General features: G+C 36.2%; 22 protein-coding genes. 2 read left to right on the forward strand and 20 right to left on the reverse strand.

The window, feature by feature from the left end; genetic code table 11:
• The first annotated feature begins 150 nt into the window (after positions 1-150).
• A complete protein-coding gene (locus O3598_RS01275) occupies positions 151-720 on the forward strand; it encodes a helix-turn-helix domain-containing protein (protein WP_005377809.1) in 570 nt (189 codons plus the stop codon).
• On the forward strand, positions 684-1,538 hold the full coding sequence (locus O3598_RS01280) for an IS3 family transposase (RefSeq protein WP_232503433.1): 855 nt from the start codon (positions 684-686) through the stop codon (positions 1,536-1,538). The genes O3598_RS01275 and O3598_RS01280 overlap by 37 nt, the downstream gene beginning before the upstream one ends.
• Before the next feature lie 61 nt (positions 1,539-1,599).
• Here O3598_RS01280 and O3598_RS01285 read toward each other — a convergent pair whose 3' ends face one another.
• The 20 genes from O3598_RS01285 to frr form a co-directional block, all read right to left on the reverse strand.
• Positions 1,600-2,202: a nitrite/sulfite reductase domain-containing protein gene (locus O3598_RS01285; RefSeq protein ID WP_005379020.1), complete on the reverse strand. Its 603-nt coding sequence runs from the start codon at positions 2,200-2,202 to the stop codon at positions 1,600-1,602.
• An 81-nt stretch (positions 2,203-2,283) separates the two neighbouring features.
• Entirely contained in the window at positions 2,284-3,462 is a 1,179-nt protein-coding gene (gene hemW, locus O3598_RS01290; RefSeq protein WP_005378870.1) for a radical SAM family heme chaperone HemW, read from the reverse strand.
• A 1-nt stretch (position 3,463) separates the two neighbouring features.
• Positions 3,464-5,263 (reverse strand): translation elongation factor 4, encoded by a 1,800-nt coding sequence (gene lepA, locus O3598_RS01295; RefSeq protein WP_016475553.1) that lies wholly within the window; start codon positions 5,261-5,263, stop codon positions 3,464-3,466.
• Between the two features lie 38 nt (positions 5,264-5,301).
• Positions 5,302-6,363: a tRNA 2-thiouridine(34) synthase MnmA gene (mnmA, locus tag O3598_RS01300; protein WP_016475552.1), complete on the reverse strand. Its 1,062-nt coding sequence runs from the start codon at positions 6,361-6,363 to the stop codon at positions 5,302-5,304.
• A 198-nt stretch (positions 6,364-6,561) separates the two neighbouring features.
• Positions 6,562-7,800 (reverse strand): methionine gamma-lyase family protein, encoded by a 1,239-nt coding sequence (locus O3598_RS01305; RefSeq protein WP_016475551.1) that lies wholly within the window; start codon positions 7,798-7,800, stop codon positions 6,562-6,564.
• A gap of 17 nt (positions 7,801-7,817) precedes the next feature.
• Positions 7,818-8,741 (reverse strand): tRNA (adenosine(37)-N6)-dimethylallyltransferase MiaA, encoded by a 924-nt coding sequence (gene miaA, locus O3598_RS01310; protein ID WP_281741515.1) that lies wholly within the window; start codon positions 8,739-8,741, stop codon positions 7,818-7,820.
• A complete protein-coding gene (locus tag O3598_RS01315) occupies positions 8,729-9,532 on the reverse strand; it encodes a Brix domain-containing protein (protein WP_281741517.1) in 804 nt (267 codons plus the stop codon). Before O3598_RS01315 ends, miaA begins: the two co-directional genes overlap by 13 nt.
• 1 nt (position 9,533) lies before the next feature.
• The gene (gene mutL / locus O3598_RS01320; protein WP_281741519.1) at positions 9,534-11,492 is read right to left on the reverse strand and encodes a DNA mismatch repair endonuclease MutL; all 1,959 of its coding nucleotides are present in this window, start codon (positions 11,490-11,492) and stop codon (positions 9,534-9,536) included.
• Positions 11,492-14,113, reverse strand: coding sequence for a DNA mismatch repair protein MutS (gene mutS, locus O3598_RS01325; RefSeq protein WP_005383263.1), 2,622 nt, complete (start codon positions 14,111-14,113; stop codon positions 11,492-11,494). The genes mutL and mutS overlap by 1 nt, the downstream gene beginning before the upstream one ends.
• 2 nt (positions 14,114-14,115) lie before the next feature.
• Positions 14,116-15,432: a tRNA (N6-isopentenyl adenosine(37)-C2)-methylthiotransferase MiaB gene (miaB, locus tag O3598_RS01330; RefSeq protein WP_156718499.1), complete on the reverse strand. Its 1,317-nt coding sequence runs from the start codon at positions 15,430-15,432 to the stop codon at positions 14,116-14,118.
• An 8-nt stretch (positions 15,433-15,440) separates the two neighbouring features.
• On the reverse strand, positions 15,441-16,319 hold the full coding sequence (locus O3598_RS01335) for an Asp23/Gls24 family envelope stress response protein (protein WP_016475545.1): 879 nt from the start codon (positions 16,317-16,319) through the stop codon (positions 15,441-15,443).
• 20 nt (positions 16,320-16,339) lie between these two features.
• The gene (locus O3598_RS01340; RefSeq protein WP_005378892.1) at positions 16,340-17,164 is read right to left on the reverse strand and encodes a PHP domain-containing protein; all 825 of its coding nucleotides are present in this window, start codon (positions 17,162-17,164) and stop codon (positions 16,340-16,342) included.
• A 176-nt stretch (positions 17,165-17,340) separates the two neighbouring features.
• Entirely contained in the window at positions 17,341-19,059 is a 1,719-nt protein-coding gene (locus O3598_RS01345; RefSeq protein ID WP_005378809.1) for a proline--tRNA ligase, read from the reverse strand.
• 4 nt (positions 19,060-19,063) lie between these two features.
• Positions 19,064-20,140 carry a flavodoxin-dependent (E)-4-hydroxy-3-methylbut-2-enyl-diphosphate synthase gene (gene ispG / locus O3598_RS01350; protein ID WP_005379002.1) on the reverse strand — a complete coding sequence of 359 codons (1,077 nt, stop codon included), beginning with the start codon at positions 20,138-20,140 and terminating at the stop codon, positions 19,064-19,066.
• Positions 20,141-20,164: 24 nt separating this feature from the next.
• Positions 20,165-21,181 (reverse strand): RIP metalloprotease RseP, encoded by a 1,017-nt coding sequence (gene rseP / locus O3598_RS01355; protein ID WP_005378844.1) that lies wholly within the window; start codon positions 21,179-21,181, stop codon positions 20,165-20,167.
• A gap of 1 nt (position 21,182) precedes the next feature.
• The gene (locus tag O3598_RS01360; protein WP_005379009.1) at positions 21,183-22,334 is read right to left on the reverse strand and encodes a 1-deoxy-D-xylulose-5-phosphate reductoisomerase; all 1,152 of its coding nucleotides are present in this window, start codon (positions 22,332-22,334) and stop codon (positions 21,183-21,185) included.
• Positions 22,335-22,361: 27 nt separating this feature from the next.
• Positions 22,362-23,183 (reverse strand): phosphatidate cytidylyltransferase, encoded by an 822-nt coding sequence (locus O3598_RS01365; RefSeq protein WP_005378915.1) that lies wholly within the window; start codon positions 23,181-23,183, stop codon positions 22,362-22,364.
• 3 nt (positions 23,184-23,186) lie between these two features.
• Entirely contained in the window at positions 23,187-23,948 is a 762-nt protein-coding gene (gene uppS, locus O3598_RS01370) for an undecaprenyl pyrophosphate synthase (protein WP_105084309.1), read from the reverse strand.
• Entirely contained in the window at positions 23,929-24,180 is a 252-nt protein-coding gene (locus O3598_RS01375; RefSeq protein ID WP_005383252.1) for a hypothetical protein, read from the reverse strand. The genes uppS and O3598_RS01375 overlap by 20 nt, the downstream gene beginning before the upstream one ends.
• Positions 24,180-24,740, reverse strand: coding sequence for a ribosome recycling factor (gene frr / locus O3598_RS01380; RefSeq protein ID WP_005378949.1), 561 nt, complete (start codon positions 24,738-24,740; stop codon positions 24,180-24,182). The genes O3598_RS01375 and frr overlap by 1 nt, the downstream gene beginning before the upstream one ends.
• Positions 24,741-24,745: the final 5 nt, after the last annotated feature.

Consider the following 24,745-nt stretch of genomic DNA (forward strand, 5'->3'; position numbering starts at 1 on the left):
AGGTCAAAAAGACAACTAAATAGATATGGAAAAATAGTCAAAAAGACAAGGCCTATCTATATTTATAAGGTTTTATAGAAATATAAATAGCTCCCAGTCAATTTTGATATGTACCCCCTTTACTGGACACTCAGTAAAGGGGGTATTTTCATGAGATATAGTTATGAATTTAAAAAGAAAGCAATAGAATTATTCTATCAAGGTGAATGGCCAGAAACACCAAATGGAGTATCGCCTCATTCTTTTCATGAACAAATAAGGTATTGGGCTAAACAAGAGGAGTTGCATGGTCCAGATATTAATAAGTTTTATGGAGTAAAAAAGAATTGGTCTACAGAGGATAAATATGAGTTAGTATGTCAAGTATTAGCTGGGGAATCTTTACGTTCCGTAGCTATTGTTGCTGGAATTAATAGTGGTCTACTATATCAATGGGTTCATAAATACAAGACTTTGGGATACAATGGTCTTATCAATAAGCCTAAAGGGCGACGACCAAAGGATTCTGACATGAAAGTAACAAAGAATATTTCACCTAGACAACTCAATGAGAGTGAATACGAGGAACTCATTCGCTTACGAGCTGAAAATGCTTATATTAAAGCTGAAAATGAAGTCATAAAAAAAGAGATTGCCTTGAGAGAAGAAAAGGAAGCTGCGCGTCTCAAGGCGAAAAAGCAGCGATTATCAAAATACTCCGAAAGCAAGGATATCAACTAAAATATCTTTTAAAAGCTATGGGAATGGCTAAATCCACCTATTATTTTGAGCTCTCTAAAGTAGATCTTGTAGATGAAAGAAATATACAACTTAAAGAGGAAATTCAAAAGATTTTTACAGAGCATAAGGGACGTTATGGTGTGCGTCGTGTATATCAAGAACTTCTTAATCGAGGTTTTATAGTCAATCATAAACGAGTACAAAGACTTATGAAAATCATGGGGCTCGCAGGAAAGAGACCAAAAGAAAAATATCACTCTTATAAAGGTCAAGTAGGCAAAATAGCCGATAATATTATCAATAGAGACTTTAGTACAACAGCTCCATTTCAAAAATGGACTACTGATGTATCTCAATTTAACTTTCCATGGGGAAAGTGTTACTTATCACCTATCTTAGATATGAACACGAATGAGGTTATTTCCTATGACTTGGCATTAAGGCCTAATTTAGAACAGATTTCTCGTATGTTAGATAGAGCTTTCAAAAAGTATCCTAATCTTTCAGGATTGATTTTTCACTCTGATCAAGGATGGCAGTACCAACATAAATATTTTAGGAACGCACTTAAAGAACATGGAATTATTCAGTCTATGTCTAGAAAAGGAAACTGTTATGATAATTCTGTAATGGAGACATTTTTCGGTAGGTTGAAAACGGAAATATATTATGGCTGTGAAATGGAATATCCATCATTCAATGCTTTTGCGGGGGCAATTGAAGAATACATCAACTATTACAATGATAAAAGGATTCAGAAAAAAACAAAATGGATGCCCCCTGTAAAATACAGGGAAGCATCCATGTGTTTAGGCTAGTAAATAATATGTGTCCAGGAAAATGGGTACATATCATTTATCACTAGGAGCTATTGTTAAATTATAAAGTTTTATTTTCTAATGGATTGCCAAGACGTTCTAACAATTTCCCCATCCGTTCCTTTGGTTCCCCATTTTCTGCATACCAATCGATCAGTATATCAGCAGCCTTCTTTGCTTGTTCAACAGATAATTTACGCATTAGTATTTTCCCTGCTTCAGGGCGCATACCAGTATTACCACCTACGGCGAGCATAAATCCTTGAGATGTACCAATAAAGGCAATATCTTTAACCATAGAATCAGGACAATTACGACCACAACCACTAATTCCTATTTTACATTTGTGACTTGTTTTACGACCATAATGTTTACGTTCTATATAATCTGCTAATTCAGCAGTCTCCATCTGACCGTTTTTACATTTTCCTTTACCTACACAGGCAATTAATGAATTGACACCTCTATGAATAACCGTAGTAACCCCATCAGGTAACTCAGCAATCAAAGCCTCTTTATCATCCTTATCAATACCTGTAATTTGTATACCAGTCACCACATGTCTAAAGGAACCACCGTATTTTTCAGCTAATGATATACATGCTTTCATTTGGTCCAAAGAAAATTCATTATGTAATCCATGTATTATAACAGATGTCTTCATCTTTCCTCCTAAATAAGCATGCATATTCATCATCATCCTATTTATCCTAACATGTTACTTATTGAGAAACTATGAGAAATCTTACTCTTTTATGAATTGACTAAACACATAATTTCCATGCTTAGCACCTTCTGGCGTAAGATAATATAAGTCGCCATCTTGTATTATTAAATTCTTTTCAATTAAATTATCTAAAATAGAGCCATATATATCTTCTAATCGTATATTAAATCTGTTAGCAAAATCGACTGTATTGATTCCCCACTTAGTTCGCAAGCTTAAAAAACAATAATCTTCTCTAGCTCTTTTGGAATCGATAACTTCCTCATCTACAACAGGAAATTCAAAGCAGTCTATTTTTCTAGCATAAGGCATGACATTACGATTATTAGCTCTTCTTACACTATCAAAAAATGAATGAGCACCAGCACCAAAACCTAAATAATCACAATATTGCCAATATTTTAGATTATGTTTACTATAGGCCTTATCTTTCGCAAAATTGGATATTTCATAACGCTCAAATCCCAAATCTTGAATCCCTTGCATCATCATGTCATACATCGTATCCTCTGTTGATTCATCAGGTAAAGAAATGACTCCTTTATCAACCAAATGATATAATCGTGTTCCTGGTTCTACTTGTAAACCATAGGTAGAAATATGATTAATAGGCAATGTACTAACAATATCTAAATTTTTATTAATTTCATCAGTTGTTTGATTCGGTAATCCATATATTAAATCGATATTAATATCTTGAAATCCTTCCTTAAAAGCCCATTGAACTGCATGTATAGCATCCTCACGATTGTGACTTCTATGTAAACTTACTAGAGATTTATCATTAAAAGTTTGAACCCCAAAACTGATACGAGAGAATCCTAACTTATGCAGCCCCTTTAAATAAGCCCGATCTACCTCTCCAGGATTTGATTCAATGGTAAACTGACAATCAGGAGATACATTATAGGTAGTTTTAATGGTATTCAAAATTTGTTCTAACTGTAATAAGGATAATTCCGTCGGTGTACCGCCTCCCAAATAAACAGTATCTACAAGTTTAGTACGAGATTTAGGATATGCATCACCGAACATAGTCATTTCTTGAACCAAGGCATACAGATATGTATCGTAATATTCCTCTAAATTTTGATACGCTGGAAAGTCACAATATATACATTTTTGTTTGCAAAACGGGATATGGATGTATATCCCCATATCCCGCTGTACAAACAAATCGTTACGATTTGTTACCATATTAATCTTCTACCTTTAAAATTGCCATAAATGCTTCTTGTGGAATCTCTACAGAACCAACGGCTTTCATGCGTTTCTTACCGGCCTTTTGTTTTTCTAAGAGTTTACGTTTACGAGAAATATCGCCACCATAACATTTTGCTAAAACGTCTTTACGCCAAGCTTTTACAGTTTCACGAGCTACAATTTTTGTGCCTACTGCTGCTTGAATAGGAATTTCAAACATTTGACGAGGAATTAATTCTTTTAATTTCTCAGCTAATGCACGACCACGTGTAGCAGCGCGATCCTTATGAACGATGATAGATAATGCATCTACAGGTTCTCCATTTAACAAGATATCCATCTTAACCATTGGAGATTGTTTATAACCAATCAATTCATAATCAAGAGATGCATACCCCTTTGTAGCAGATTTTAATTTATCAAAGTAATCATAAATGATTTCGCTTAATGGTAAGTGATATACAACGGATACACGCGTTTCATCCAAGTATTCCATGGATTGATATTCGCCACGTTTATCTTGAGACAATTCCATAATAGTACCAACAAAATCCTTAGGTACAATGGTCGTAGCCTTAACATATGGTTCTTCAATATAATCGATTTCCGTTGGAGGTGGTAATTTAGCAGGATTATCCACTTCTAGCATTTCCCCATTTGTTTTATATACCTTGTAGTTAACAGATGGAGCCGTAGTGATAAGTGTTAGATTATATTCACGCTCTAAGCGCTCTTGAATAACATCCATATGTAGTAAGCCTAAGAAACCACAACGGAAACCAAAGCCGAGAGCCAAGGATGTTTCTGCTTCATATTCTAAGGCAGCATCATTAAGCTGCAATTTTTCTAATGCATCACGAAGATTTTCGTAGTCTTTAGACTCTGTAGGGTAGAGACCACAATATACCATAGATACAGCCTTGCGGTAACCTGGTAATGGTTCAGGTGCAGGATTATTAGCTAATGTTACCGTATCACCTACGTGACAGTCAGCTACATTCTTAATACTTGCTGCAATGCAACCTACAGAACCACATGGTAATTCTTGGACAGGCACAAGATTTGGTGTAAAGATACCGAGCTCAGTTACATCAAAATCCTTATTATCATGCATCATACGGATTGTATCTTTTGTTTTAATAGTACCTTCTTTTACGCGCACATAAGCAATAGCACCTTTATAAGCATCAAAGCGGCTATCAAAAATCAATGCTCTTGTTGGTTCATCAGATTTATCTGGTGGTGCAGGCACCTTATTTACAATAGCTTCTAAAATATCTGGAATGCCAATGCCAGATTTAGCAGAACATAATACTGCTTCTGATGCGTCTAAACCAATGATATCTTCAATTTCATGTTTAACCCGATCAGGATCGGCAGAAGGCAAATCTATTTTGTTGATAACAGGAATAATTTCAAGATCATGTTCTAAAGCGAGATACACATTCGCCAACGTTTGAGCCTCTACACCTTGTGCAGCATCTACAACGAGTAATGCCCCTTCACAAGCTGCAAGAGAACGAGATACTTCATAGCTGAAATCCACATGGCCCGGCGTATCAATAAGGTTCAAAATGTATTCTTCACCATCTTGAGCCTTATACAAAATACGAACGGATTGCGCTTTAATAGTAATACCACGTTCACGTTCTAAATCCATGGAATCCAATACTTGAGCTTCCATTTCCCGTTTTTGTAATGTACCAGTATATTCAATTAATCTATCAGCGATGGTAGATTTACCATGGTCGATATGAGCTATAATACAGAAGTTTCTAATCTTTTTCGTTGACATACTATATGAACAAGTTCAAGGAACTTGTATTCTCCTTTCTAACATACGCGATCGATAACAGCACCTCCTAATAATTGAGTGCCATTATAAAAGGCTACGGACTGACCTGGTGTAATAGCCCGTTGTGGTTCATCAAAGATAACCTCCATCGTATCGTCGTCTAAGATACGTGCCGTACAAGGCGATGGGTTGGCTGCGTAACGAATTTTACCTTCCGCCTTTAACTCTTTATGGATTGTATCATCTAAGAAATTATAGAACTTACAAATCATACGATTCGTAAAAAGTCGATCATTAGGTCCTACAATAACTTCATTGCGTTCACCATTAAAGCCAATAACATATAAAGGGTGTTTATAAGCAATGCCTAGTCCTTTACGCTGACCAATCGTGTAATTGAATAAACCCGTATGCTTTCCTAATATTTCACCATCTTCAGTAACAATATTACCAGATTTTGGTTTAGTTTTCATTTCTTCTACTACGAGTTTTTGATAATTACCATGCGGTAAGAAACAAATATCTACACTGTCTGGTTTCTTAGCTACTGGCAAATCATATTCAGCAGCTAATTTACGCGTTTCTGTTTTACATTGGCCACCCAATGGGAACATGAGGTGACTCAAAATACGTTGATTCATATTATACATAACATAGCTTTGATCTTTAGTTGGGTCAACACCTTTATGCAATTCATATAAACCAGTGCCTTCATTATAATTAACCTGTGCATAATGACCGGTTACCATATGTGTTGCACCAAGTTCAAGGGCTCGATTGAGCATCAAATCAAATTTGATATTTTTATTACAGAATACACAAGGATTTGGTGTACGACCATAAGCATATTCTTTTACGAAATAATCTACTACATTCTCGTAGAATACATCGCGAGCATCAATAACATGATGCTCAATACCTAGAAAATCACACATTTTCTTAGCATCTGTTACGGCAAGAGGCACCTCATCATACGGTGTCCCACTCACCCATAGCCATAGGGTAATACCAAATACTTTATAGCCTTGTTTTAGTAGCATTGCAGCAGTCAAAGAACTGTCTACGCCGCCACTCATAGCTACAGCGATAACTTTTTCCATACTTTCTCCTTTTAATGATCTCTTGATCATAAAACTAATCAGGGTGAAAGCCTGACGTGTAAAACACTAGTTCGGTGTAAAAGTCCGAGTAGTATTGCTATGAAATTATAGCAACTTATATTATAGCCTAGAACGAGGTATATTGAAAAGATTTGAAACAAAAGAATCTCTTTCCATCAAAGAAAGAGATTCTAATTATTATCTATGTTTTAATAATTCCTCTGCCGCCCCTAAAATGCCGAGCATAGAATGTTCGAATACAAGACCACCTTGCATGAAGATTGTATATGGAGAGCGCACAGGGCCATCGGCACTAAGCTCAATAGATGACCCTTGTACAAAGGTACCGCCAGCCATGATAATTTTATCTTCATAACCAGGCATATCCCCAGGAATTGGATGCACATGCGCATCTACAGGAGAGTAAGCTTGCATACCTACACAGAAATGCTCCATTTCCTCGCCATTTTTTAAATTAATGGCTTGAATCAAATCATAACGCGCTGCATCTACCTTAGGAAATACTTCATATCCAAGTAATTCACCTACTGCAGCTGTATACACAGCCCCTTTAAGAGCTTGTAATACTACATGAGGAGCCATAAACAAGCCTTGGAAGAATAAACGGTAACCAGGCGCATAAGAGCCCATATGATCACCAAGCCCTGGAGCCGTCAATTGATATGATGCATCTTCAACTAAATCCTCACGGCCCACGATATAGCCACCGGTTGGTGCTAAACCACCGCCAGCATTTTTGATGAGAGAACCTGCCATGATATCAGCACCGGCCTCTAATGGCTCTTGAAGCTCTGTAAATTCACCGTAGCAATTATCTACAAAGCAAATGGTTTCCGGATTCTTAGCTTTCACAACATCAACGATCGCTTTAATATCCGCAATCGACAATGGCTCACGAGTACTATACCCACGAGAACGTTGGATAACCACAGCACGTGTATTGGAATTAACAGCCTGTCCTATAGCGTCCAAATCATAGGTATTATTGTTAAGGGGCACTTCTGTATAGGTAAAACCTTTTTCAATCAATGAACCCTTAACAGGACGAGTATAGCCTATAACGGATTGCATTGTATCATAAGGAGCTCCAACGGCATAGATAAATTCAGTTCCTTTAGAGCCATTTCCCATAATAGCCATCAGTGTGGTGGCTAATGCGTGAGTACCCGATACAAAATGTGGGCGCACGAGAGCCTTTTCGCCTTTGAATACATAGGCAAATACTTCATCTAATTTTTCACGGCCTACATCGTTATAACCATAACCGGTTGTGCCTGTAAAATGATAGTCAGATACTTGACACTCTTTAAATGCTTCTAATACCTTTTTCGTATTTGCTAATGCAATAGGTTCAAACTTTTTAAATTGTGGTTCAGCCATTTCAAGGGCTTTACTACGTATTTCTTCTAATGTCATTCTCTATCCTTTATCTATTAAAAACTTGAGTCAATTATATTACAAGCCATACCATAAATTTCGGCTTCTGTTGTTTGTGAGTCTATGGTAATCCATTCTATGTACGGCATACGTTTATACCATGTAATTTGTCGTTTTGCAAAGTGACGCGTATTTTTCTGAATTAAATCTACACATGCGTCATAACTGATTAATCCTTCTAAATACTGAACAACCTCTTTATAGCCAATACCTTTAAAAGCCTGACAATTTGGGTTTACTCCACTTTTTAGTAATTGTTTAACTTCATCCACTAGACCTTTTTCAAACATAATTTCTACGCGGCGATTGATTCGATTATATAAATCACTACGTTCTCGTTGTAATCCAATAACTGGGCCTTTATAGGATAAACCCTCTTTTGTTTGCTTTATTAACGATTTATAATCACCAGCAGTCATCAATTCAATAGCACGGTACAACCGATGTTTATCGGTATATTTAATTTCTATGCCACCTTTTTCTGCCAAATTCTGAGCATACTCACGTAATCCATTTACGCCATATTCAGTATATAACTCATCTAATTCGATTCTTAATTTTGTATTAGGCTTTATATCATTAAAATTATAGTTTTCTAACAAAGACTGAACATATAAACCAGTTCCACCAGATAAGATTGGTACAACATGATTGTCATTTAATTGATTTATTAATGATTTAGCTTGTTGTTGAAAGATAGAAACACTGTAATCATCGTCAGGTTCTAAAATGTTTATGAGATAATGAGGTATAGTAGCTAATTCATCTGTTGTCGGCTTTGCAGTACCAATATTTAAATGTTTATACACCTGATACGCATCACCAGAAATCACTTCGCCATTATAGCCTTTAGCCAATGCTAATGTTAAGTCAGTCTTACCTACAGCTGTAGGACCTACAATTGTTATTAATTTTTCCATTGTAACCCCTTATTACTGTAAACACCATATCCTATACGACTATACTTGCCGCCCACCCATGTGGATGGTGGGAAATCTTTAAATACAGCACTAAACGGCCGTTCTTTAATAATAAAACCTAATCGACAAACGCGCCTAGCTTCCTGAATCACAGAATCTGTGATTCTACCTTCCGAAGTATGCCCACGCAACGGTTTAAATTGAGGACTTTCTTCAATAGGAACTTCAAACATAGGGTCAAAATATAATATATCTACACTATCGTTAGGTAGCCCTTTTAAAAAGCTTTCAAAATTATCATGACGAGCATCAACACGACGTAGTGCATTTGTTACAGTCATATCCTCATGAGTATAATGTTTCAATCCAAACCATGTAGATAGCCATATAGGATATGACGCCTCTAATCCTATAATATGTGCACTAGGGAATGCATAGGACATGATAATACTATCACTGCCAAGGCCTAGTGTACAATCAACTATAGATATGGAATTAGATGATTCAGTTGTTAACAATTCTATAGCATTTACAAGATGGTCATTATCTCCGCGTTGTAAGCGTAAAATACGCAATTGAGCCATGGATAAATGAAATCTATGCTCCTGTTCTTCGTTAAAATGAATTGTCAATTGATTCTTAGAAACAACCGCAATAGGTGTATCCTCTAATAATAGTTCAGAAATAGGCCTCTTTTGACGATTTAGATATACTAAATCTAATGATTTAGCTAATTCTTTTGTTTCTTCTTTTATCGCTGAAGACGCTTTTTGTGAAGTAGTAATAATCATATTAAGACCTTAAGAATAACTTACCCAATTCATCAGGTGTAAATTTAATAATTGTTGGGCGACCATGAGGACACACATAAGGTTTATCTGTATGGAATAAATCTTCAATAAGTGTTGTCATTTGGTACATATTAAGATTGTGTCCAGATTTAATGGCTCCCCTACAAGATGCATAAGCTAGCATTTCATGACGCAATTGAGCTTTAGTAGGCTGTTCATGGTCATGCAAAAAAGTAAATACATAAGATAAAATTTCCTGAGCTTTACTTTCTACTAGATCTACAGGTGCACCAACTAATTTGATTTGATTAGGACCGCCAAGCTCTACTTCAAAGCCTAAATCCAACAAAGCGTCCTGTTCATTCTCAACAAGATTCATTTCATCCTCTGTGGCATTGCTATATGTCGGTACAAGCAGGCTTTGCATTGGTATAGCTTCCGAAGATTTACACAAACGATCATAACGGACACGTTCGTGTGCTGCATGCTGATCTATAATATATAAATCATCACCTTTTTTGGCTAATATATAACAGGATGCAACCTGTCCCATTGGTAAAAAGCCTGATTTTTGTATATCTCTAGACTCATCTTCTATATGCTGTTCTTGTATTTGATGGAATTTCTCTTTATCTTCCGTCGTATAGCTAGTATAAGCTGTAGGAACTGATGTAAATGAAGATTCCTCAAATGCTTCCTGTTCATACGTCGCTTTTGGAGCTGGTGGTGTAAACCCTTTTTCTTTTAAGGCATCTACAAAATCGCGTGTATCCTGACGTAATACCTCATATCCCTTAGTGCGCCGTCCGCCAAAAACCTTATCATAGTCAATGGCTGTAGCAATATGTTCAGCCGTATCATTATGATCACTCAAAACTTGTGGAGCTTGGTACGAGTTATAGCCACTACCTTGTGATTCAGTTTCTAAAGGTTGAGTAAACGATGATGATTCACGTTCATACCGTTCATGAAGAGGGTTATTTAAGGCATTTAGAATTGCATGATAAACAGCTTTAAATATGATTTTATCATCTTCGAATTTAACTTCACTCTTCCGAGGATGTACATTGATATCCACCATACTAGCCGGTACAGTTATATGTAGTAAAACCAATGGATATCCAGATTTTGGTAATAATGCATGGTAAGCATTATCTATGGCTTTCAAAATTGTTTTATCTGATATAACTCGATTATTGACAATAATCGTCTGCCAAATACGCGTGCTTTTTAACAATGTTGGTTTTGATACAACACCTTCAATATAGATATGTTCACTTTCATAAGCGATAGGAAATATATCATTCTTGGTCTTATAACCGTATAATGCAGCCACTGTATCTTGTATTGAGCCAGTTCCTGGTGTAATGATAGCTACACGATCATCAATAGTTAATTTAAAAGCAATATGCGGATTACTTAATGCCAATTTACCAACAAAGTCTTGAATTTTAGATGATTCAGTTCGTTCAGTTTTAAGAAATTTACGACGAGCTGGTGTATTAAAAAATAATTCCTTCACTTCAATTGTCGTACCAGGTGCTGCACCATAAGGAATACAATCAGTAAAGGTTCCTCCATCGATGAGGATACGTGTACCAAGTTCTTGGTCTACAGTTCTAGTAGTCAAAATAAAATGAGAAACAGAAGCGATACTCGCCAAAGCCTCTCCCCTAAACCCTAAGGATGCAATATCGAATAAATCCTCTACATTTTGAATCTTAGAGGTAGCATGGCGCAAAACTGCAAGGCGGGCATCTTCTTCTGTCATCCCCTTGCCATTATCAGTAATGCGCATATATGCACTACCACCTTCGCCAATTTCCACTTCAATCGATGTAGCACCAGCATCAATAGAGTTTTCAATCAGTTCTTTTACAACTGATGCGGGACGTTCTACAACCTCACCAGCTGCTATTTTATTGATTGTAGTTTCATCCAAAACATGTATGGTTGCCATTATTTACCGCCTCCATTACGCGCCTCTGCTTGTAACTGATGAATTGCATTTAGCGCCTCTATAGGTGTCATCGTATTCACATCTATAGCCAACAAGGAATCCACAACAGAATGGGTGAATAAATTGCCAAAATCATCTTGTTCGATAGATGGTTTAGTATACTTAACAACAGAATCTGATGTTATAACGCGATTATTTAAATCATCGGTGTCGGTATTTTGTTCCTCTAAGGATTCAAGAATCACTTCCGCTCGTTTCAATACTTGAGCTGGTAAACCTGCTAATTTTGCTACGTGAATACCATAGCTCCTATCGGCACCACCTCTAATAATACGGCGTAAAAAGGCAATATCTTTTCCTTTCTCCTTTACAGCTACCGTGTAATTCTTCAAACGAGGGTATACGTCCTCCAAAGGTATCAATTCATGGTAATGTGTAGCAAACAATGTTTTTGCATGAATATGTTTACAAATATGTTCTACCACGGCTTGTGCGATACTTAAACCATCAAAGGTACTGGTACCACGACCGATTTCATCAAGAATAATTAAACTCTTAGAGGTAGCATTTTCAAGAATATAAGCAACCTCTTTCATTTCTACCATAAATGTACTTTGACCTGTAGAAATATCATCACTAGCACCTACACGTGTAAATACGCGATCTACAGGAGAAATAGTGGCCTCTCTAGCAGGAATGAATGACCCAATTTGAGCCATAATCATAAGTATCGCAACTTGTCTCATATAGGTAGATTTACCAGCCATATTAGGTCCAGTTATAAGCATAAATTCTTCATCATCATGGTTGAGTACTACATCATTAGGAACAAAAACCTCTCTTTTTAAGAATTTTTCTATCACCGGATGACGACCATCACGAATATTAATTTGACCATTCATAACGATATTCGGGCAAATATAGTTAGACTCATAGGCAACAGTCGCTAATGATGCAAGTACATCCAGTTCTGCCAAAGCTCTAGCTGTTTCCTGAACCTTTTTAATAACGCCTTTGATTTGATCGCGTAAATCTTGATAGAGCTGTTGTTCTAAGGAAACAATTTTTTCCTTGGCACTTAGAATTTTAATTTCAAATTCTTTTAAATCAGGTGTAATATAACGCTCTGCATTGACTGTGGTTTGTTTCCGAATAAAATAGGCCGGTACCTTATCAATTTGAGATTTACTTACTTCAAAGAAATATCCAAAAACCTTATTATATTTTGTTTTTAGTTTGAGGCCTGTTTCTTCTCTGGCCTTATCCTCTAACTTTTGAAGCCAAACCTCACTATTGGTGGCTAAGGATCGTAGTTCATCTAATTCTTCGTTATAGCCATCCCGAATTACGCGTCCATCTTTCAATGTTAATGCTGGTTGTTCTGCGATAGCTCGATTCAATAAATCATATATATCAGCATGATGATCAATGCGAGTATTAATAGATGACAATGAAAGGCCAGAAAATTCTTTAAGAAGATTCTTAATTTGCGGTAATACTTGGAGGGATTCACGAAGCGATGTAAAATCGCGAGGCGATACAGAACCTGTTTCAATACGACCTACGATACGCTCAAAATCATAAATACAATCTAAATAACCTTGAATTTCGCATCTTTCACCATTGCGAGATATGAGTTCCGCAACAGCAGCTTGACGTCGTTGAATAGTAGATATATCCGTAAGAGGGCTTTCCAACCATTGTTTTAATAAACGGGCCCCCATAGGTGTTAATGTTCTGTCGAGCACATCTAATAAAGTCCCCTTTACACCGCCATCCCGCAAGTTGTGTGTAATCTCAAGATGACGCAATGAGGACGTATCTAGAATCAAACGATTGCCTACATCCATCTGATGAACATAATTAATATGGGCTATTTCTGTTTTAATTACATCTTGTAAATATAAGAGCATAAAGCCTAATGCAGCTAATACATCTTCCTCCATAAGGCCCATATCTTGAAAGTGATTATTTGCAAGTTTACATGCAAAATCTACACTTTCAAAGGAAGTAAATGGAGACAATACTACATTATTAAATTGATTATGAATGAAATCAACGATAGATTGTGGCAAAATAGTTCCTTCAGGAACAATGATTTCAGCAGGTCTATACATGCTAAGAGAATCATATATTTGACTTATATTGTCTTGAGGTACACGATCCCAAATGACCTCACCCGTAGATACATCGGAGAATACAAGAATCCAAGCCTCTTTAACTAAATAGAATAGAGCTAAAAAGTTATTACTCCGTGCATCATTACCATTTTCTGTCATTACGGTTCCCGGTGTAATGACTTGGATAACATCCCGCTTAACGATGCCTTTTACGGCCTTAGGGTCCTCTAATTGTTCACAAATAGCGACCTTATACCCTTTTTTAACCAAAGTTTCTATGTAACTTTCAGCAGCATGAAAAGGAACGCCACACATAGGTGTTCGTTCCTCATTGCCTGTTGGTCTACCTGTTAAGGTAATATTCAATTCTCGAGATGCAATTAATGCATCTTCATTAAATAATTCATAAAAATCACCAAGTCGGAAAAATAGAAGCTCATCGCTATGTCGCGATTTAATATCTAAATATTGTTCCATCATTGGTGTTACTTTTTTTGCCATTCTTACCCCTTTTGAATGGTACCGTAGCAGACCCATGTTTGTGCTTTATCAATATAGGCTGGTACAGTATCACCGATAGTTAACTCATCATCTTTTGGGAATAGTACCATTTTATTCCCGGACGTACGACCGAACCACATGGTTTCATCTTTAGCACTTGGACCTTCTACAATAATATCAAATACTTTGCCTTCCATAGTTTTATTGAGTTCTAAAGAAATTTCATTTTGAATATCCATCAATTGTTGTAGACGAACGCGTTTTACTTCTTCTGGAACTTGCTCATCCATGGTAGCAGCAGGCGTACCAGACCGTTTAGAGTAAATAAAAGTATAAGCCATATCGTAGCGAACATCTTTTAATAATTGAAGCGTCTGTTCAAAATCTTCCTCAGTCTCCCCAGGAAAACCTACGATTATATCGGTTGTTACAACTACATTTTTAATTTTCTCTCTACAGTAGGATAATAATTCTTTATAATGTTCCACCGTATAATGACGATTCATCTTCTTTAAAATTCTATCAGAACCGGATTGAATTGGTAAATGTAAATGCGTAACGATATTACTAGAGCGCCCCAATGCATCAATCATTGATTTGGTCATATCTTGAGGATGACTCGTCATATAACGAATACGTTCGATGCCTGGGATATGATCAAGGGCATCTACTAATGTGCCAAAATCGGTACCATCTTTAAAATCTAAGCCATAGGAATTTACATTTTGTCCTAACAACGTAATTTCCTTAAACCCTTTTGCACCCAACTCTGTTACTTCTTTTACAATTGCTTCTACGGGACGGCTAATTTCGCGACCGCGCACATGAGGAACGATGCAATAAGTACAAAATTTATTACAACCATTCATAATCGGTACCCAAGCAAAAAATGTACCATTAGGTTTTGCCTGTAATTCTGGAAGTACTGTATTATCCATGTCAACATTGATTTGATGCTTATGGGTACGTTGAACCTCAGCAATCATTTCATTAATATGTTGAATATTATGAGTACCTAGGACAATATCGATATGAGGTGCGCGTTTAAACATTTCAGCTTGATTTTTTTGTGCCATACAACCTGTAATAGCAATGATCAAATTTTTATTTTTTTGTTTTAAACGTTTTAATTCACCGATACGACCAAATACTTTCGTTTCTGCCGTTTCACGTACTGCACAGGTATTCAATAATATTAAATCTGCCGATTCTACATCATCGGTCGGTATATAGCCTACTGTTTCAAGTTGATGTGAAAGACGCTCAGAATCAGCGGTATTCATTTGACAACCATAGGTATATATATAATATGACTTCATTCTATCTCCTAAATATGTTTTATAATCTTACGTTTTGTTTCTACAATATTTTTTACTTTTATAGACATCCGCTCTACAGACATGCCCGTAATATATTCTAATTCGTTGCGTACAGATTTTTGTACCTGTTGCATCATTGGTTTAACTGGATGACCTTGTTCAATAACAACTGACATATCTAATATTAAACCATTCTGCCCTTTAGAGCTCTTTTTGAAAGCGATGTCTGATGAGGCATCAACACCAGGAACCTTTTTTAGGCCATTTCTAATTAATTTAATGATGACATCATCATCAAATGTTAGACGACCATAATAACTAAAGGCTGGTCTAACAACGGAACGTTCAAAGCCTTCAGATCCAATTTGACCAATTTTATCAGGATCTTGTTTACGCAATGTACGTCGTCTCCAAATCGTCTTAATTGGATCGATAAGATATCCTTTAAAGTGAGGCTTTAATTCCATGGTTGGCACAGGAATAATATGCTTACCTTCCTTTAAACGAGCATACTGTGCTTTTTCAATTTCTTTAGGGGTTGCCACATCTTCGATGCGAATATATCGATCTGGTTCTTGAATCCCCAATGCCTTTGTAATTTTTTTGACCATATTATCGGATGTACCGATAATCATCAATCGATTCGGCTTGATAACATCTAATTGACTACGAACCTCTTTAACTTGAACCGGATCTTGAAATATAGCACGACGAACAGCCTTTAATCGGCTAGATTCTTTTTTGGCAGAAAATCCAGCTACAATTTTATTATCATGAATTAAAATACCATCATCAATAATGCATTCCACACTATTTTCATGAGCTAGTACGAGAGCCCGATGACTTTTACCGGTCCCACTACCACCTACAAAAGCAATAACTTCCATAGTACACCTCACATCTATAATTACGCAGATATACAACGTATGCGTTCAATAAATTGATTTACTAGATTACTATCTACAACATATTCACCTAAATGATAAGGGTATCGATTAGGTATTCCATGATAATCAGATCCACCTGTAACAAATAAATTTCGTTCTTTTGCCATGGTTAAATATTTTATTTCATCATCATAATCATGTTTAGAATGATATACTTCTACACCATCAAAACTATAGTTTAATAGTTCCGCGACATACTCATCATTACGGACTAATTTGGGATGCGCTAATACAGCTAGTCCATTTGCATTATGAATAATATCTAATATTTCTGGTACTTCTAATTTTACTTTAGGTATATAACACGGGCTTTTTGAATTTAATATACCATCAAATACATCTTGTACATCTTTGGCATAGCCATGATCTATTAATAATCTAGCAACATGTGGTCTACCATAGGACTTAGTATTTGGATATAAATTTTGTAATTCAGAAAAAGAAATGTCATAGCCATGAGCAATACATCGACTAATAATTTCTTTTATTCTTGATTCACGTTTTTCTTTGAAAAATTCAATGAATTTCCGTAATCCTTCATCATGATGATTAAATCCATAACCTAAGATATGAATATCCTTACCTTTATAGTGACCACTGAACTCACAACCTGTAATAATTTGAATAGAACTATTATTTTGTAACATTACATCTATACCAGCAATTTCATCGTGATCAGTTAATGCAATCATTTTCAAATCAGCTTCAATAGCATGCTGTAATAGCTGTTCTGGTGTTTCTACACCATCAGAAAATGTAGAATGCATATGAAAATCTACACGCATAATTACCTCCAAATTATTACATTACCCTATCATTTTATTATGACTTATTCCGCTTGTTTATTCAAGTTTTTACAAGGTATTAACTAAAAGTTTTCAATATGAAATTGAATGAATTCACATATATATAAATATAAAAATTGCGATTCCAATGAGCTTTCACTAGAATCGCAATTTAATTATAATTGGCTCAATAATTCTTGTACCTTGCTAGATACTTCATCGATTGGACAATTAATAGCTTCACCTGTTTTACGAACGCGGATTTCAACCTCATTGCTTTCCAACGTATTTTTACTTACTGTAATACGCAATGGATAGCCAATAAGATCAGCATCTTTAAACTTAACACCAGCCCGATCTTTACGGTCATCTAATAATACATCTACTTTATTGTTTAACAATGTATCGTAAATAGATGTACTTGTGGACATTAGAGCTTCATCTTTTGCGTTAATAGGAACAATAACTACTTCAAATGGAGCTATAGCACGAGGCCAAACAATACCATTTTCATCATGATATTGTTCAATAGCTGCAGCTAATGTACGGCTAACGCCAATACCATAACAGCCCATAACCATTGCATTAGGACGACCATTTTGATCAAGGTATGTAGCTTGTAAACTTTCAGAATATTTAGTACCTAACTTAAATACTTGGCCTACTTCGATACCTTTACTGTATTCTAAAGGACTATGGCATTCAGGGCACACATCGTCTTTAGTAATCAAACGAATAGGTGCTACGATAATATCTTCTGTATTAAAATCGCGTTTAGGATTGATATTAATGTAATGAGCATCAGCTTTATTGGCACCACCACAAACATTGTAAGTTTCCATAACAGATTCATCTACAACAATAGCAAAATCATCAGTTTGTTTAAGACCTACTGGGCTGATAAAACCAGCTGTCAATCCAACCTTATCCAATTGTTCAGGTGTTGCCATTTCAGGCTCTACAGAACCATTAACAGCATGTTGAACAGCCACTTCGTTCACATCATGATCACCGCGAACCATAGCTAGAATTACTTTATCTTCAATAGCATATACTACTGCTTTAATAGTTTTTTCCAAAGGTAAATTGAGCATTTCTGCAACAGCTTCAATAGTAGATGCATGAGGTGTATCTACTACTTCTAATTCTTTTAAAGCTTCTTCTGCTTGCTTCATAATGCCAGGTTTACCGATTTCAATATTCGCTGCATAGTCACAAGCGGAACAGTGAATAATATCTGCTTCACCAGCTTCAGCAATAGCCATAAATTCATGGGTATTGCTACCACCAATAGCACCGCTATCTGCTTCTACAGGTCTAAAAGTAAGACCGCAACGAGTAAAAATACGACTATATGCATCATACATATTTTTGTAAGATACATCTGCCGCTGCATCATCAATGTCAAAGGAGTAACCATCCTTCATGATAAATTCGCGGCTACGCATTAAACCATATCGTGGACGACGTTCATCGCGGAATTTACTTTGGATTTGATAAAGATTAACTGGTAATTGACGATATGAATTAATTTCATTTTTTACCAATGTTGTAATCATTTCTTCATGAGTTGGTCCTAAGCAGTACTCCACATCATGGCGGTCATTGATACGCATCATTTCAGCACCATACGCATTCCAACGACCAGATTCTTTCCAAATCTCTGCTGGTTGCAAAATAGGCATCATAATCTCTTGTGCACCAGAACGGTCCATTTCTTCGCGAATGATAGCTTCAATTTTTTTGATGCTTCGCCAGCCCAAAGGTAAAAAACTATATAAACCATTAGCAACCTTACGCATAAAACCTGCGCGCAACATAAGCTGTTGACTTACCACATCTGCATCAGATGGAACTTCCCGCAATGTTGGGGCATATAATTTACTGGCTAACATACAATTACTCCTTATCAATTGTTTCTAAATATTGATCTATTTCTCTAAATAAAGTATCTACTAGTTCAGATTCGGGTACGGTTTTTAAAACTTCCCCTTTTCTGAATACGATACCTTGACCTTTGCCACCGGCAATACCAAAATCGGCTTCCCTAGCTTCACCAGGTCCATTAACGACACATCCCATTACGGCAACCTTAATAGGTGCAGAAATGGATGCTAGACGTTCTTCTACAATGCTTGCCATATCAAATAAATTAACTTGGCAACGACCGCATGTTGGGCATGAAATCATGGTAGCTCCAAAGTTTCTAAGACCTAAATTGCTTAAAATACTTTTACCCACCTCAATTTCATGAATAGGGTCACCTGTTAAGGATACGCGCAAGGTATCACCGATACCATCTAATAGCAATGCACCAATACCCATTGCCGATTTAATCGTACCTTGTTTAATGGTACCGGCCTCAGTTACACCTAAATGCAATGGATATGGTATTTTATCTGAAAGCTTTCTATAAGCTTCTACCATAAGTGGTACTTCGGTAGCTTTAATAGAAATCTTCATTTGTTTATAGTCCAATTTCTCTAAAATACGTACGTGTTCCAATGCGGTCTCAACCATACCATCAGCTGTTGGATGACCTCCATAAGCGTCTAATATATGTTGTGGTAAAGAACCAGCATTGACACCAATACGAATTGGAATTTGCTTAGGTTTAGCCTTTTCAATAACGGCCAACACCTTATCCTCTCCACCGATATTGCCTGGATTGATTCGAAGGCCATCTACATTATTATCAATGGCTTCTAATGCTAATTTATAATCAAAATGAATATCTGCTATAAGAGGAATAGTTATTCCTGCACGTACTGCTTTTAATGCTTTTGCAGATTCCATTGTAGGAACTGCAACTCGAACTAATTCACAACCAGCATCAGCTAATCGATTGATTTCAGCAATTGCCTTTTCCGTATGTACAGGATCAGTAGTAATCATTGACTGAATACTAACAGGTGCATAGTCGCCAATTTTTACATTGCCTACATAGATACCATTTGTTGGTTTTCTAGTAATCATATATAACTCCTAACTATGACTTATTTATAGTAATTGTAGTATATCTTTTGCAGTAGCATATACAAATATTGTAACTAATAGCGCAATACCAATCATTTGAATATACATCAAAGCTTTAGGCGGTAATTTACGTCTTGTAATGGCCTCTATTAAAATGATGATGAGATGCCCACCATCAAGAACTGGTAACGGCAAAAGATTGATAACACCTAAATTAATACTTAGCAATGCAGCAAAACTCAATAGAGGTGCAAAGCCTTGTTGAGCTATAGAACCTGCCATATGTGAAATGCCAACCGGTCCAGATACTTCAGCCTGCTCTGTACCTACAACCATTTCACGTAGTCCATCTACCATAGCTACAATAATATATCCTGTTTTCTGAACCGCTAGTATGAAAGAATCCCCTATACTATGAGGTATTGTTTCATACGCTTGATATATACCTAACTTTGGTGTATCCTTTTCCATCTTTGGAATTACAGTAGTTTCAACTGTTTCACCATTACGATTTACTACAACGGTAACACCATGATTAGCTGTGCCTTTCAAACGTTCAGAAATCTCTGACCACTTGGAAATAGGTTGGTTATCAATGGAAAGTATAATGTCTCCACCCTGTAATTTTCCTAAATCTGCAGCACCACCTGTAATAACACTGCCAATTATAGGCTTATCAGTAGAAACCATTGTCCCCACTGTAGCATTTAGGCCGAAATAAATGACTATAGCCAATAAGAAATTAAAAATAGCACCAGCAGAAATAACAATAAGTTTTTTATAAGCTGGTTTTGTATAGAATGAACCATCATCTAATGGCTCATCAGGTGTCATTCCAGCGATGCGATTGAAACCACCTAACGGAATACAACGAACAGAGTATAAGGTCTCGCCATACTGTTTTTTTAGCAAAACAGGACCAAAACCAATAGCAAATTCATCAACACGCATGCCCGATAATTTTGCAGTTATAAAATGACCTAGTTCATGAATAAACACGATTAGACCAAATACAAATATTGTGGCTAAAGCCGTAATCATACTATCTCCTATTTATAAATTCTGAAGCTTTTATGCGAGCCCATTGATCGATAGCTAGTAAGTTATCGAGAGTAAAATCATCTTCTCTTCCCATGGATTCCAAAACAGCGGTAACGATTTTATAGATATCGCTAAATATGATTTTTCCATCTAAAAATGCATATACGGCAGTTTCATTAGCTGCATTAAATACGGCTGGCTTAAAACCACCAATTTTACCAACTTCATATGCTAAATTTAAAGCAGGAAAATCATCCACTCTAGGAGGCATAAACTCAAGAGTGTGTAATTCTTTAAAGTCCAAATGTTTCATATCAAGGTGCATCCGTTTAGGATATGTTAAAGCATATTGAATTGGTTCACGCATATCAGGATTACCCATTTGTGCAAGGATAGCACCATCATTTAAACGAATCATAGAATGAATAATACTTTGAGGGTGAACCACCACATCGATATGATCAAAATCAAAGTCGAATAACCAATGGGCTTCAATGACCTCTAGCCCTTTATTAAATAAAGAAGCAGAATCAATAGTAATTTTGCTCCCCATATTCCATGTAGGATGTTTTAAACAATCCTCTGCCGTAGCAGAAGCAATACGTTCACTAGGCCAGGTTCGAAGTGGCCCACCTGAAGCAGTTAATATCAATGAATCTACATTCGATTTAGTTTGTCCTTCCAAACATTGGAAAATAGCACTATGTTCACTGTCTATAGGTAAAATAGCAACATTATATTCCTTAGCAAGTGCCGTAATTAAAGGTCCACCTGCTACCAATGTTTCTTTATTGGCAAGGCCGATAGTCTTGCGGGCCTTAATGGCCTCTACAGTTGGCTCAATACCAACAGCACCAACAATTGCCGTAACCACCATAGTAGCTTCTTGAATTGTGGCTGCACTAATCAAAGCTTCTTTACCACCTATAATTTTAGTGGAACCATGATAACGTTCTTTAAGAAGCATATATGCTTGTTCATCAACTACACCAGCTATTAATGGATTAAATTCATTAATTTGTTGTTCTAATAAATCAATATTACGGTGAGCAACTAATGCAACGGCTTTAAATTGGTCAGGATGTTGCTTAATAACATCTAATGTTTGTGTACCAATTGAGCCAGTGCTTCCCAATATACTTACATACTTCATAAAAGCCTTCTTTTCTGTTTATGTTTATTATGCAAAACATAAAATTAATAATAATGTAACCGGTGCAGTAAACATTAAACTATCAAAACGATCTAAAACCCCACCATGACCAGGTAATAGTGTACCTGAGTCTTTTACATTACATAATCGTTTTAATTTAGATTCAAATAAATCACCTAAAGGTGCTAATACACCACAAATGATGCCAACATAGGCACCTATATAAACTGGTATATGACTGATTACAGCATACACAATACCAGTTACAACACAGCCGATAAAACCGCCAATAAAACCTTCTAATGTTTTATTAGGACTTATGGACGGTACAATTTTACGTTTACCAAATGCACGACCGGCAAAGTACGCAAAGGTATCGCTAGCCCATGTTGAAAACAATAATAACCATAGCATAACTACGCCCCAACTTTCACCAACAATAGGCATTGTTAATGAACTGTAGAGCCAGTCATGACGTATCAATAATAATGAGCCTAGTCCCATTACTATATATAGCAAACCAAATAAGCTATAAGAAACGCTACTCATAGAATATGTATTTTCACCAAATGTACACATTAGATAATTGGAAATGATGGCGAATACAAAGCAAGCCATACTTACTGTATAACTGCCAAACCACAAGGATATCATGATAGCGATAATTGAAAGGTATCCCCACAATACCGGTACACGAACATGTTTAGCCTTACTTAACAGTATAAATTCTCGCCATCCAATAAGTGCTAATAATGTAATGAGTATATCATATGTTAAGCCACCTAGTGTAATGGCACCTAATGCAATGATAAACCCGATAACTGCAGTGATAACACGTGTTTTAAGCATCGATTATTCCTCTTGCAAGCCACCAAAACGACGTTCTCGTTTTTGATAGGCTGCTATAGCTTCTAATAATGTTTCTTTTGTAAAATCTGGCCAATGTAAATCAGTAAACCAAAATTCGGCATATGCTAACTGCCATAATAAAAAGTTACTAATACGATAATCTTTGCTAGGACGTATTAGTAAATCGACATCACTAAACTCTTGCGTATACAAATGACTGCTAACATATTGTTCAGTAATATCTTGAACTGCAAGTTGTCCCTCTAACACAGAGTGTGCTATTCCTTGTACAGTCCGTACTATCTCATCACGCCCACCATAATTAATAGCTAATTGTAAGGTTAGGCCTGTATTATTCTTAGTTAATGCTTCGGAATCAGAAATAATCGTTTGTAATTCTTCTGAAAGTCCTTGAATATATCCAATGAAACGTATACGAACATTATGTTCATGCATATATTGTACGTTTTTTTGTAAATATTCTTTAATCAAGGCCATCAAAAGAGAAACCTCTTGCTCAGGCCGTTTCCAGTTCTCCGTTGAGAATCCATATACTGTTAATGCTTTAATACCGATTTCATCAGCAGCAATAACAATTTCTTTTAATACATCAGCACCTGCTCGATGTCCCATTGACCGAGGCATGCCACGACGCTTTGCCCAACGTCCATTGCCATCCATAATAATAGCTACGTGACGAGGCACATTGTGTTCATCTATATTAACTGTAGATGAGGTATGGCGTTTAAATAGTTTCCTCAGCATACATTACCTCCAGAGTATGTCCAAAATCACTTGCAACCATAGGTCTATATAGAATGATATGAAGCATATCCTCAGATTCAGTGATTCTTGCGACATAATAGCCTTCAGAGGCTATCTCAAAAAAGCGATTAAAATTATCGCCTATTATTACCTTAAAAGGAATATGGGCAGCCTGCAATTGAGACTTTGCAAGCTGCCAAGGCATTCCAATAAGACTACTAGAATTAGTCATTATACTTCTAATACGTCCTTTTCTTTAACGGCTTTCAATTCATCGATTTGTTTAATCTTTTTATCCGTTAATTTCTGAATTTGATCTAAACCATCTTTAGCATCATCTTCAGTAATCGTTTTAGCTTTTTCTTCTTTTTTCAATGCATCATTAGCATCACGACGAATGTTACGAACTGCTACCTTTGCATCTTCAGCTTTCTTATGAACTACTTTAACAATTTCTTTACGACGTTCTTCTGTTAATTGAGGAATTGTCAAACGAATAGCCGTACCATCATTACCTGGGTTTAATCCCAAATCTGATTGTAAAATAGCTTTTTCAATAGCACCAATCATGGATTTATCCCATGGTGCAATTAAAATCATACGAGGTTCTGGTACAGAAATATTAGCTACTTGATTAATTGGCGTAGGAGATCCGTAGTAATCAACCATCACCTTATCAAGTAATGCAGTACTAGCACGACCGGTACGAATAGAAGCAAATTCATGCTTTAAAGACTCGATGGACTTATTCATACGTTCTTCTTGTTGTTGCATTAATTCTTTTAATTCCATAGTGG

The sequence above is a fragment of the Veillonella atypica genome (assembly GCF_041431435.1).
In the GTDB taxonomy this organism is placed as follows: Bacteria; Bacillota; Negativicutes; order Veillonellales; family Veillonellaceae; genus Veillonella; species Veillonella atypica.